Here is a 12,467-nt window from a genome sequence, read left to right as displayed (position 1 = left end):
CCCGCGTGCCCATAGGCTCGGCGGCAGCGACGGGACGCCCGAGGGCCGCCCGGCCGGATCGTGGCGCCTTCGCGCGGGTCCGGGCCGCCGGAGGCCCTTCGCCGGCCACGAAGGGAAGAAAGACATGTCGACAGTTCACGCCGGAACCGGTGCGGCCGGCCGCGGAACAGCGGTGTCACTGGAGCGGCTGCACAAGGAACTGGTGCGCCGCAACCCCGGGGAACCCGAGTTCCACCAGGCCGCCCTCGAAGTGCTGGGGACCCTCGCCCCGGCGCTGGCGGCCCGTCCCGAGTACGCCGAGGCCAAGATCGTGGAACGGATCTGCGAGCCGGAGCGCCAGATCGTCTTCCGCGTGCCGTGGCAGGACGACGCGGGCACCGTCCACATCAACCGCGGCTTCCGGGTGGAGTTCAACAGCGCGCTCGGGCCCTACAAGGGCGGGCTGCGCTTCCACCCCTCCGTCAACCTCGGCATCGTCAAGTTCCTCGGCTTCGAGCAGATCTTCAAGAACGCGCTCACCGGCCTGAACATCGGCGGCGGCAAGGGCGGCAGCGACTTCGACCCGCACGGCCGCTCCGACGCCGAGGTGATGCGCTTCTGCCAGTCCTTCATGACCGAGCTGCACCGGCACCTGGGCGAGCACACCGACGTACCGGCGGGCGACATCGGCGTCGGCGGCCGGGAGATCGGCTACCTCTTCGGCCAGTACCGGCGGATCACCAACCGCTGGGAGGCCGGGGTGCTGACCGGCAAGGGCCTCGGCTGGGGCGGCTCCACGGCGCGCACGGAGGCCACCGGCTACGGCAACGTGCTGTTCACCGCCGAGATGCTGCGGCGGCGCGACGAGGACCTGGACGGGCAGCAGGTCGTGGTCTCCGGCTCCGGCAATGTCGCGATCTACACCATCGAGAAGGCGCAGGCGCTCGGCGCGAACGTGCTGACCTGCTCGGACTCCGGCGGCTACGTCATCGACGAGAAGGGCATCGACCTCGCCCTGCTCAAGCAGGTCAAGGAGGTCGAGCGGGGCCGTATCGAGGAGTACGCCGACCGGCGCGGCGCTTCGGCCCGGTACGTGCCCGGCGGGCGGGTGTGGGACGTGGCGTGTGATGTGGCGCTGCCGTCCGCCACCCAGAACGAACTGGACGCGGACGCCGCGCGCATCCTGGTGCGCAACGGCGTCAAGGCCGTCTCCGAGGGCGCCAACATGCCCACCACGCCCGAGGCGGTGGCCCTCCTCCAGGAGGCCGGGGTGGCCTTCGGGCCGGGCAAGGCCGCCAACGCGGGCGGCGTGGCCACCAGCGCGCTGGAGATGCGCCAGAACTCCGGCCGCGAGTCCTGGACCTTCGAGCGCACCGAGGGCGAACTCGCGACGATCATGCGCACCATCCACGACACGTGCGCCGAGACCGCTGAGCGCTTCGGGGCGCCCGGGGACTACGTCACGGGCGCGAACATCGCGGGCTTCGAGCGGGTGGCGGAGGCGATGATGGCGCAGGGGCTGATCTGACGGCCGGCCCCTGACCGGGCGCCGCGGCGATGTCGGTGGCGGCTCGTAGAGTGACCGGTATGAACATCTGTGTCTTCTGCTCCGCCGCCGACCTCGACGCCCGCTACACCACCCCCGCGCGGGAGTTCGCCGAGCTGATCGGCAAGGGCGGCCACGCGCTGGTGTGGGGCGGCTCGGACACCGGCCTGATGAAGGTCATGGCCGACGGCGTGGAGACGGCGGGCGGCCGGCTCGTCGGCGTCTCGGTGGACTTCCTCGCGCACAAGGTGCGGCCCGGGGTCGACGACATGGTGATCACCAAGGACCTCGCCGAGCGCAAGGCCGAGCTGCTGGCGCGCGCCGACGCGATCGTCGTCATGGTCGGCGGCACCGGCACGCTCGACGAGGCCACCGAGATCCTGGAGCTGAAGAAGCACGGCCTGCACACCAAGCCCGTCGTGCTCCTGAACACCGCCGGTTTCTACGACGGCCTCAAGGAGCAGTTCCAGCGCATGGAGGACGAGGGCTTCCTCCCGCTGCCGCTCACGGAGCTGGTGTTCTTCGCGGAGGACGGGGCCGGCGCGCTGGCGTACCTGGAGGAGCAGGCGGGCATCCAGGGCTGACGGGGACGGGGGTACGGAGCGGGGCGTACGGAGCCGGGCCCACGGGGCGGCGGGTCCGGCCACCTCGTCCCGGAACCCGTGATTCCGCTCCGCGCGGACGCGCCCGCCCCGGCCCGCCGCCCGTCGTTAGGATCGCCCCATGGGTACGCACTTGATCACGGGCGCAGGATCGGGCATCGGAGCGGCGGTCGCGCGGCGGCTCGCGGACCGCGGCGAGGAGCTGTGGCTGCTGGCACGCGACGCCGGCCGCGCCAAGGAGCTGGCCGGGCAGTTCCCCGGGGCCCGGACGGTGGTCGGCGACCTCGCCACCCCCGAGAAGCTGGACTGGGCCTTCGGCAAGCAGTCGCTGCCGGACCGGCTGGACTCCCTGATGCACATCGCGGGCGTCGTCGAACTGGGCGCGATCGGCGACCTCGGCCCCAAGGCATGGCAGCGCACGCTCGCCGCGAACCTCCTCTCGCCGGCCGAGCTGACCCGCCAGTTCCTCCCGCAGCTGCGGACCGCCAAGGGCCACGTGATCTTCGTCAACTCGGGCGCCGGCCTGAACGCGGGCCCCCAGTGGGGCGCGTACGCCGCCAGCAAGCACGGCCTGAAGGCGCTGGCCGACTCGCTGCGCGCCGAGGAGCACGGCAACGGCGTACGGGTGACCTCCGTCTACCCGGGCCGCACCGCCACCCCCATGCAGGAGAGCGTCTTCCGCCAGGAGGGCCGGGAGTACGACGCCTCGCAGTGGATCGACCCGGAGTCGGTCGCCACCACCATGCTGACCGCGCTCGACCTGCCGCGGGACGCGGAGATCAACGATGTGACGGTGCGTCCGGGGCGGTAAGGCGGCGTACCTCCGGGTGCCGGGCCCGGTGAAAGGCTTCGCCCGGCAAAAGCAAGCCCGTCCGGCGATTGAGGACATCGGTGACGGTCCATGATCCGGCCGTCGGTGCGGGTCCGGGCCCGGGCAGCCCACCCGGCCCCCCGCCGCCGGACACGGGACCACTTACCCTCGGACGGTGACCGAGAACAACACCCCCGCCCGCTTCGCCGGCCATGCCGGCACCGGTACCGCCACCGGTATCGGCTCGATGCCGGGCGGCGACGCCCGCGAGGCCGCCAGGACCGTGACCGGCTCGCTGGAGACGCTGCCGTACCTGCCGGAGCTGCCCGCCCGCGGGCCCGGCGCCGACATGATCGGCCGGACCGCCGGCCTCCTCGTCGAGGTGTACGCCCACGTGGAGCCGAGCGGCTGGCGCATCAGCGACCGGCCCGGCCGGGACACCCGGCGCGCCCGGTCCTGGATGGGCGAGGACCTGGACGCGCTGGAGGAGTTCACCCAGGGCTACGAGGGCGACCTCAAGGTCTCGGTGGTCGGCCCCTGGACCCTGGCCGCCGCCCTGGAGCTGCGCAACGGCGAGGCCGCCCTCGGCGACCCCGGCGCCTGCCGGGACCTGACCGCGTCGCTGACCGAGGGCGTGCGCGCGCACCTCGCCGACCTGCGGCGCCGGGTGCCCGGCGCGCGCCCCGTGCTCCAGCTGGACGAGCCGTCCCTGACCGCCGTCCTGCGGGGCGCGGTGAAGACGGCGAGCGGCTACCGCACGCACCGCGCGGTGGACCGCGCCGTCGTGGAGGGCGCCCTGCGTGATCTGATCACTGCCGCCGGCGACGTACCGGTGATCGTCCACTCCTGCGCCCCGGACGTCCCCTTCGCCCTGCTGCGCCGCGCCGGCGTCTCCGGCATTTCGTTCGATTTCGGGCTGCTCACCGAGCGTGAGGAGGAGGCGGTCGGCGAGGCGGTCGAGGGCGGCACGACACTGCTGGCGGGCGTGGTGCCGGGCGTGGACGGCCCATTGTCAGACCCTGCCGGTAGCGTCATGGGTGTCAGGACGCTGTGGCGCAGGCTGGGGCTGTCGCCGGGGATTCTCGCCGAGTCCGTGGTGGTCACCCCGTCGTGCGGACTGGCGGGCGCTTCGCCCGCATATGCCCGTACGGCCCTCGCCCACTGCGTCCGGGCCGCGAGATCGCTCGCAGACAACCCTGAGTGACGGCACTCAAGGACCACGGGAGGACGTAACGGTGGCCGGCGAAGAGCAGCAGGCGGGGCACGCGGTGCCCGCGAAGGCGCGGGAAGAGCACGCCCATCTGGCCGAGCAGATCGAGGAGCACCGCTTCCGCTATTACGTCAGGGACGCCCCCGTCATCAGCGACGCGGAGTTCGACAAGCTGCTCCGCTCGCTGGAGGCGCTGGAGGAGAAGCACCCGGAGCTGCGCACGCCCGACTCACCGACCCAGAAGGTCGCCGGGCAGTACGAGACCGAGTTCACCGAGGTCGCCCACCGCGAGCGGATGCTCTCGCTGGACAACGCCTTCGACGACGAGGAGCTGGCGGCCTGGGCCGAGCGGATCGCGACGGAGCTGGGCGGCGACCCCAAGAGCGCCGGCTACCACTTCCTGTGCGAGCTGAAGGTCGACGGCCTCGCGGTCAACCTGACGTACGAGAACGGCCGGCTCACCCGCGCCGCCACCCGCGGCGACGGCCGTACGGGTGAGGACATCACGCCCAACGTCCGCACCATCACCGAGATCCCCGACCGCCTCAAGGGCGACCGCGTCCCGGAGCTGGTGGAGGTCCGCGGCGAGGTCTACTTCCCCATGGAGAAGTTCCTCGAACTGAACGAGCGGCTGGTCGCCGACGGCAAGCCCCCGTTCGCCAACCCGCGCAACGCCGCAGCGGGCTCGCTGCGCCAGAAGGACCCCAAGGTCACGGCCACCCGCCCGCTCCACATGGTCGTGCACGGCATCGGCGCCCGCGAGGGCTTCGACATCGACTGCCAGTCGCACGCGTACGACCTGCTGCGCGAATGGGGCCTGCCCACCTCCGACCACAACGAGGTCGTGGACTCCCTGGAGGCCGTGCGCGACTTCATCAAGCGCTACGGCGACCCGGAGACCCGGCGCACCGCCGTCGCCCACGAGATCGACGGCACGGTCGTCAAGCTCGACGAGATCGCTCTGCAGGGCCGCCTCGGCTCCACCTCGCGCGCCCCCCGCTGGGCGATCGCGTGGAAGTACCCGCCGGAGGAGGTCAACACCAAGCTGGTGGACATCCGCGTCGGCGTCGGCCGCACCGGCCGCGTCACGCCGTACGCCGTGGTCGAGCCGGTCACTGTCGCCGGCTCCGAGGTCGAGTTCGCCACGCTCCACAACCAGGACGTGGTCAAGGCCAAGGGCGTCTACATCGGCGACACGGTCGTGCTGCGCAAGGCGGGCGACGTGATCCCGGAGATCCTGGGGCCCGTGGTGGACCTGCGGGACGGCAGCGAGCGGGAGTTCGTGATGCCCGCCGAGTGCCCCGAGTGCGGTACGGCGCTCCAGCCCGCCAAGGAGGGCGACGTCGACCTGCGCTGCCCCAACGCCCGCTCCTGCCCCGCCCAGATCCGCGAGCGGCTGTTCTACCTGGCCGGCCGCAAGTCCCTGGACATCGAGAACTTCGGCTATGTGGCCGCCACGGCGCTCAGCCAGCCCCTGGAGCCCGCCGAGCCGCCGCTGAAGGACGAGGGCGACCTCTTCAACCTGTCCATCGAGCAGCTGCTGCCCATCAAGTCCCATGTCCTGGACCCGGACAGCGGCCTGCCCAAGCGGGACCCCAAGACGGGCGAGGAGAAGGTCGTCACCTTCTTCGCCAACCAGAAGGGCGAGCCGAAGAAGAACGCCCTGGCGATGCTGGAGAACATCCAGGCGGCCAAGGAGCGCCCGCTGGCGCGCATCCTGACCGGTCTGTCGATCCGTCATGTCGGCCCGGTGGCGGCCCAGGCGCTGGCCATGGAGTTCCGTTCGCTGGACCGGATCAGGGATGCGAGCGAGGAGGAGCTGGCCGCCGTCGAAGGGGTCGGCGCGACCATCGCGGCCTCGCTCAAGCAGTGGTTCGCCGAGGACTGGCACCGCGAGATCGTGGAGAAGTGGCGGGCCGCCGGTGTCCGGATGGAGGAGCAATCTGCCGAAGATGAAGGCCCGCGGCCTCTGGAAGGCGTCACCGTCGTTGTAACGGGCACACTTCAGTCACACACCAGAGATGGCGCGAAAGAAGCCCTGCAGCGGCTCGGAGCGAAGGTGACCGGTTCGGTATCGAAGAAGACCGGTTTCGTGGTGGTGGGAGACAATCCTGGTTCGAAGTACGACAAGGCCATGCAGTTGAAGGTGCCTGTGCTGGACGATGACGGCTTCGCGGTGCTGCTGGAGCAGGGTCCCGATGAAGCACGAGCGGTAGCTGTCACTCCGCCTGAGGGCGAGTGAGGAGTCACCTCATCGGCGCATAGCAGATGGTTCCGGATGGCCGGGTCGCATTCGGGCAACCGCTGCCGATCGCTGCCCGTGGCGGCCTTCTGCGGCCTACTGTTGAGGTGTGCGCCTGCCGTGGCGCGGGCACAGCCGGCTGTGAGAGGTATCGGAATGAAACCGACCGACAGCGCCGCTCCGGCGTCGCGGCTTGGCCGGCTCGTCGTGCCCGCGCTGCCCGCGGCCGTCGTGCTGGCGGCGGGCGGCGCGCTCGCGGCGGGAGTGGTCCGGACGCTCGGCGCCGGCCGGGCGCTCTTCCCGGAAGGCGCCGTCGGCTGGGCCCTGGCCATCCTCACCGGCGTGATCGTGGGCCATCTGGTCGCACTCGGCCGCGACCGCTGGTGGGGCGGCACCGGCTCGGGCGCGGCCCTGGCCCTCGCCGTCCTGCTGCTGTACGGCTGGGTGCCCGCCGTCCTGGTGAGCGTGGCCGTCGTCCTCCTGGTCGGCGCGGCCCGCCGGCACCGCTGGCGACAGGCCCTGCTGCACGGCGCGGTGGACGTCCTCGGGATCGGCGCCGCGGCGCTGGGCCTCGCCGCCTTCCATGTCGTACCGACCATCGAGCACCCGTGGCAGCCCGCGGCCTGGGACCTGTCCGTCCTGCCGGACATCCTGGTCGCGGCGGTCGCCTATCTCCTGGTCACCCGCTCCCTGCTGTGGTTCACGATGGCGCCGCGCAGCGGCGGCCTGCCCAGCATCGCCCGGACGGCGCTGGCCCGGCAGGCCCTGGTCGGCGTGGCGCTGCTGGGCATCTCGCCGCTGATCGTGGTCGCCGCCGTGCACGCGCCGTTCCTGCTGCCGATGTTCGCGGTCCCGCTGATCGCCCTGGACTCCACCTTGTGGATCGCCCGCGCCCGCGCCGAGGAGCAGCTGCGCGACCCGCTGACCGGCCTGCCCAACCGGCAGTGGCTGCTGGAGCGCACATGGACCGCGCTGGACGACGCCGAGCGTATCGGCGCCCGTTCCGCCCTGGTCCTGATCGACCTCGACCGCTTCCGTTCGGTGAACGACACGCTCGGCCACCTGGCCGGCGACCGGCTGCTGCTCCAGATAGCCGACCGGCTGCGGCACGCGCTGCCGCGCGGCGCGGAGGCCGCCCGCCTCGGCGGCGACGAGTTCGCGGTCCTGCTGCCCACCGCCGACTCCCTGACCAGCGCCCAGCGGGTGGCCCGCAACCTGGTCGCCGCGCTCGGCTCGCCGCTGGACCTGGACGGACTCACCCTCGTGCTGGAGGCCAGCGCCGGGGTCGCCGTCTTCCCCGACCACGCGCTGGACGCCGAGGGCCTGCTGCGCCGGGCGGACGTGGCCATGTACCAGGCCAAGCGGGACCGCAGCGGCGTCGAGGTCTACGAGGCCAAGCGCGACGGCAACACCCCGGACCGCCTGGGCCTGTTGGGCGACCTGCGCCGCGCGCTCGACGCCGGTGACGTCGAGCTGCACTACCAGCCCAAGGTGGGCTTCGACGGGCATGTGGCCGGGCTGGAGGCGCTGGTCCGGTGGGTCCATCCGGAGCGCGGCCGGGTTCCACCGGACGAGTTCATCGCCATCGCCGAGTCCTCCGGGCTGATGCCGCGCCTGACCGAGTACGTCCTGGAGACGGCGCTCGCCCAGGTGGCCCGGTGGCGCGCCTCCGGCCTGGAGGTGCCGGTCGCGGTCAACGTCTCACCCCGCGACGTGCACACCCCCGGCTTCGCCGGCGCGGTGGCCGCCCGGCTGGCCCGCCATCAAGTGCCGCCCGGATCACTCCAGTTGGAGATAACGGAACATGTGCTGCTGGAGGACCCGCAGCGCGCCGCCGACACCCTGGCCGGGCTGACCGGGCACGGCGTCAAGATGTCCCTGGACGACTTCGGCACCGGCTATTCGTCCCTCGTCCACCTGCGCCGCCTCCCGGTCAGCGAGCTGAAGATCGACCGCAGCTTCGTCGCCCGGCTGGCGGTGGACAACGAGGACGCCGAGATCGTCCGCTGCACCCTGGACCTGGCCCACTCGCTGGGCCTGCTGGTGGTCGCCGAGGGCGTCGAGGACGACGAGACCTGGGAGCGGCTGCGCGACCTGGGCTGCGACGCGGTACAGGGCTGGCTGGTCGCCGCCGCGATGCCGCCGGACGAGACCACCGCCTGGCTGCGGGCGCGCGGCGAGCGCGGCTGGCAGCGCGAGACGGAGCGTTCCGTCACAGAGCCCCAGCACGAGCGCGCCGCGGCGGTCGAGGAAGCCGACCAGCGCGTCACCTGAGGTCCGGCACCCCCGCGGGCCGCCCGCCCGCACAGGGCCGGCCCCTTTCCGTACGGCTGCCCGCCCCACCCCGTACGCCCCGGGAGCAGCGCCCGGCGAGCCGCACCGGGAATGCGTTTCGAACCTCTATTGCGTACGCCATAGGATTGGGCCGGACATCTGGAAGAACAGCCAAGACACTCACCCTGAGGATCGCTGCATGCCTGGCATCACGCGCGAGGAGGTCGCCCACCTCGCCCGGCTGGCGCGCTTGGAGCTGAAGGACGAAGAGCTCGATCACTTCGCCGGACAGCTCGACGACATCATTGGCGCGGTCGCCCGCGTCTCCGAGGTCGCCGACCAAGACGTACCGCCGACCTCCCACCCGCTGCCCCTGACCAATGTCATGCGCCCGGACGTGGTCCGTCCGTCGCTGACGCCCGAGCAGGCGCTGTCCGGCGCCCCGGCCCAGGAGCAGCAGCGTTTCAAGGTGCCGCAGATCCTGGGGGAGGAGTGACCGACATGGCAGATCTGATCAAGCTCACGGCCGCCGAGATCGCGGCGAAGATCGCCGCCGGTGAGGTCACCGCCGTCGAGGTCACCGAGGCGCACCTGGCCCGTATCGAGGCCGTCGACGAGAAGGTGCACGCCTTCCTGCACGTGGACCGCGAGGGCGCGCTCGCCCAGGCCCGTGCCGTGGACGCCAAGCGCGAGCGCGGCGAGAAGCTCGGCCCGCTGGCCGGCGTGCCGCTCGCGCTGAAGGACATCTTCACCACCGAGGGCATCCCGACCACCGTCGGCTCGAAGATCCTCGAAGGCTGGATCCCGCCGTACGACGCGACGCTCACCAAGCGGCTCAAGGCCGCCGACGTCGTCATCCTCGGCAAGACCAACATGGACGAGTTCGCCATGGGGTCCTCCACCGAGAACAGCGCCTACGGCCCGACCGGCAACCCCTGGGACCTCACCCGCATCCCCGGCGGCTCCGGCGGCGGCTCCTCCGCCGCCCTCGCCGCCTACGAGGCCCCGCTCGCCATCGGCACGGACACCGGCGGCTCCATCCGCCAGCCCGCCGCCGTCACCGGCACCGTCGGCGTCAAGCCCACCTACGGCGCGGTCTCCCGCTACGGCATGGTGGCGTTCTCCTCGTCCCTCGACCAGGGCGGCCCCTGCGCCCGTACGGTCCTGGACGCGGCCCTGCTGCACGAGGTCATCGCCGGCCACGACGAGCTGGACTCGACCTCCATCGACGCGCCGGTCCCGCCGGTCGTCGAGGCGGCCCGCAACGGCGACGTCAAGGGCATGCGCATCGGCGTCGTCAAGGAGTTCTCCGGCGAGCACTACCAGGCCGGCGTCATGCAGCGCTTCAACGAGTCCGTGGAACTGCTGCGCGAGCTGGGCGCGGAGATCGTCGAGATCTCCTGCCCGTCCTTCGACCTCGGCCTGTCGGCGTACTACCTCATCGCGCCCTCCGAGTGCTCCTCGAACCTGGCCCGCTTCGATGCCATGCGCTACGGCCTGCGGGTCGGCGACGACGGCACCCGCTCGGCCGAGGACGTCACCGCCCTGACCCGCGAGGCCGGCTTCGGCCCCGAGGTCAAGCGCCGCGTGATGCTCGGCACGTACGCGCTCAGCTCCGGCTACTACGACGCGTACTACGGCTCCGCCCAGAAGGTGCGCACGCTCATCACCCGGGACTTCGAGAAGGCCTTCGAGCAGGTCGACGTGCTGGTCTCGCCGACCACGCCCACCACCGCCTTCCCGATCGGCGAGCGCGCCGACGACCCGATGGCGATGTACCTCGCCGACCTGTGCACGATCCCGACGAACCTGGCAGGCAACGCGGCCATGTCGCTGCCCTGCGGCCTGGCTCCCGAGGACGGGCTGCCGGTGGGTCTGCAGATCATCGCTCCTGCCATGGCCGACGACCGGCTCTACAAGGTCGGTGCCGCGGTCGAGGCCGCGTTCACCGCCCGTTGGGGGCACCCGCTGCTTGAGGAGGCACCGTCCCTGTGAGTGGAAAGCTCGCGAAGGCCAAGGGCTTCAAGAAGTCCAAGGCCGGTACGTATCTGTCCATCGGCACCACGCTGTTCGGTGCGGTGAGCGTCATCAAGCAGGCGAAGGCGGCCAAGGGCGAGCAGGACAAGCTCCAGCTCCTCGATGCCGTCGTCTCCGCCGCCGCCATCGCCACCGGAGTCGCGCTGCTGGTCCGCGATCTGCGCCGTCTCAACAGCGACGACGTGCTCGCGGGCTGAGCGGGACTGAAAGGTTAGTTTCGTGACCGTCACTGAACTGGTGTCGTACGAGGACGCGCTGGCCACCTACGACCCCGTGATGGGTCTTGAGGTGCACGTCGAACTCGGCACCAAGACCAAGATGTTCTGCGGGTGCTCGACCGCCCTGGGCGCCGACCCCAACTCGCAGACCTGCCCCACCTGCCTCGGCATGCCCGGCTCGCTGCCGGTCGTCAACGCGGTCGGCGTCGAGTCCGCCATCAAGATCGGCCTGGCGCTGAACTGCTCCATCGCCGAATGGTGCCGTTTCGCCCGGAAGAACTACTTCTATCCGGACATGCCGAAGAACTTCCAGACGTCGCAGTACGACGAGCCCATCGCCTTCGACGGGTACCTGGACGTCCAGCTGGAGGACGGCGAGATCTTCCGCGTGGAGATCGAGCGCGCCCACATGGAGGAGGACACCGGCAAGTCGACGCACGTCGGCGGCGCCACCGGCCGTATCCACGGCGCGTCCCACTCCCTGCTGGACTACAACCGCGCCGGCATCCCGCTCATCGAGATCGTCACCAAGCCCATCCAGGGCGCGGGCGAGCGGGCCCCCGAGGTCGCCAAGGCGTACGTCGCCGAGCTGCGCGAGCTGATCAAGGCGCTGGGCGTGTCCGAGGCCCGTATGGAGATGGGCCAGATGCGCTGCGACGTGAACCTGTCGCTGCGCCCCAAGGGCACCGAGAAGTTCGGCACCCGCTCGGAGACGAAGAACGTCAACTCGCTCCGGTCGGTCGAGCGCGCCGCGCGCTTCGAGATCCAGCGGCACGCCGCGGTGCTCTCCTCGGGCGGCACGATCATCCAGGAGACCCGCCACTTCCACGAGGAGGACGGCTCCACCACCCCCGGCCGGGTCAAGGAGGAGGCGGAGGACTACCGCTACTTCCCCGAGCCCGACCTGGTCCCGGTGGCCCCGTCCCGCGAGTGGGTCGAGGAACTGCGCCAGGGGCTGCCCGAGCTGCCGCGCGTACGCCGTAACCGGCTGCGCGAGGAGTGGGGCATCTCCGAGCACGACATGCAGTCGATCCTGAACGCCGGCGCCGTGGACCTGATCGTCGCCACCACCGAGGCCGGCGCGGACTCCGCCGCCGCCCGCAAGTGGTGGATGGGCGAGCTGGCCCGCCGCGCCAACGAGGACGGCGTCGAGCTCGCCGCCCTGCCGATCACCCCGCAGCAGGTCGCGCGGGTGGCGGCGCTGGTCGACGAGGGCTCGCTCAACGACAAGCTGGCCCGCCAGACCATCGAGGGCGTCCTCGCGGGCGAGGGCGACCCGGACACCGTCGTCGAGAAGCGCGGCCTGAAGGTCGTCTCCGACGAGGGCGCGCTGGGCAAGGCCGTCGACGAGGCGATCGAGTCCAACGCCGCCATCGCCGACAAGATCCGCGGCGGCAAGGTCGCGGCGGCCGGCGCGCTGGTCGGCGCGGTCATGAAGGCCACCCGCGGCCAGGCCGACGCGGCCCGCGTCCGTGAGCTGATCCTGGAGAAGCTGGGCGTCGAGGGCTGACGTCCGGTAACGCGGTAAGGGGCGGCACGCCGGTGGTG

The 12,467-nt window shown here is 71.7% G+C and carries 10 protein-coding genes; all 10 read left to right on the top strand.

All coding sequences use genetic code 11. The features are described from left to right. The first annotated feature begins 124 nt into the window (after positions 1–124). The 10 genes from gdhA (at position 125) to gatB (ending at position 12,429) form a co-directional block, all read left to right on the top strand. Positions 125–1,507, top strand: a complete 1,383-nt coding sequence (gene gdhA, locus CP984_RS11665; protein ID WP_043978287.1) for an NADP-specific glutamate dehydrogenase — start codon at positions 125–127, stop codon at positions 1,505–1,507. Between the two features lie 59 nt (positions 1,508–1,566). After that, positions 1,567–2,109, top strand: coding sequence for an LOG family protein (locus tag CP984_RS11660; RefSeq protein WP_003984981.1), 543 nt, complete (start codon positions 1,567–1,569; stop codon positions 2,107–2,109). Positions 2,110–2,248: 139 nt separating this feature from the next. Next, positions 2,249–2,938 (top strand): SDR family oxidoreductase, encoded by a 690-nt coding sequence (locus CP984_RS11655; RefSeq protein ID WP_003984982.1) that lies wholly within the window; start codon positions 2,249–2,251, stop codon positions 2,936–2,938. A 175-nt stretch (positions 2,939–3,113) separates the two neighbouring features. Continuing rightward, on the top strand, positions 3,114–4,142 hold the full coding sequence (locus tag CP984_RS11650; RefSeq protein WP_003984983.1) for a methionine synthase: 1,029 nt from the start codon (positions 3,114–3,116) through the stop codon (positions 4,140–4,142). A gap of 31 nt (positions 4,143–4,173) precedes the next feature. Next, positions 4,174–6,390: an NAD-dependent DNA ligase LigA gene (gene ligA / locus CP984_RS11645; RefSeq protein ID WP_003984984.1), complete on the top strand. Its 2,217-nt coding sequence runs from the start codon at positions 4,174–4,176 to the stop codon at positions 6,388–6,390. 156 nt (positions 6,391–6,546) lie between these two features. Further along, on the top strand, positions 6,547–8,664 hold the full coding sequence (locus tag CP984_RS11640; protein WP_003984985.1) for a putative bifunctional diguanylate cyclase/phosphodiesterase: 2,118 nt from the start codon (positions 6,547–6,549) through the stop codon (positions 8,662–8,664). Between the two features lie 199 nt (positions 8,665–8,863). Further along, entirely contained in the window at positions 8,864–9,160 is a 297-nt protein-coding gene (gene gatC / locus CP984_RS11635; RefSeq protein ID WP_003984986.1) for an Asp-tRNA(Asn)/Glu-tRNA(Gln) amidotransferase subunit GatC, read from the top strand. A 5-nt stretch (positions 9,161–9,165) separates the two neighbouring features. Then, a complete protein-coding gene (gatA, locus tag CP984_RS11630) occupies positions 9,166–10,659 on the top strand; it encodes an Asp-tRNA(Asn)/Glu-tRNA(Gln) amidotransferase subunit GatA (RefSeq protein WP_003984987.1) in 1,494 nt (497 codons plus the stop codon). Continuing rightward, entirely contained in the window at positions 10,656–10,898 is a 243-nt protein-coding gene (locus tag CP984_RS11625) for a hypothetical protein (protein WP_003984988.1), read from the top strand. Before gatA ends, CP984_RS11625 begins: the two co-directional genes overlap by 4 nt. A gap of 22 nt (positions 10,899–10,920) precedes the next feature. Continuing rightward, the gene (gene gatB, locus CP984_RS11620) at positions 10,921–12,429 is read left to right on the top strand and encodes an Asp-tRNA(Asn)/Glu-tRNA(Gln) amidotransferase subunit GatB (protein ID WP_003984989.1); all 1,509 of its coding nucleotides are present in this window, start codon (positions 10,921–10,923) and stop codon (positions 12,427–12,429) included. Positions 12,430–12,467: the final 38 nt, after the last annotated feature.

The sequence above is a fragment of the Streptomyces rimosus genome, assembly GCF_008704655.1.
Taxonomy (GTDB): domain Bacteria; phylum Actinomycetota; class Actinomycetes; order Streptomycetales; family Streptomycetaceae; genus Streptomyces; species Streptomyces rimosus.
Note: the sequence above shows the minus strand (reverse complement) of the source record. Positions and strands in the feature narration are given on the sequence as shown.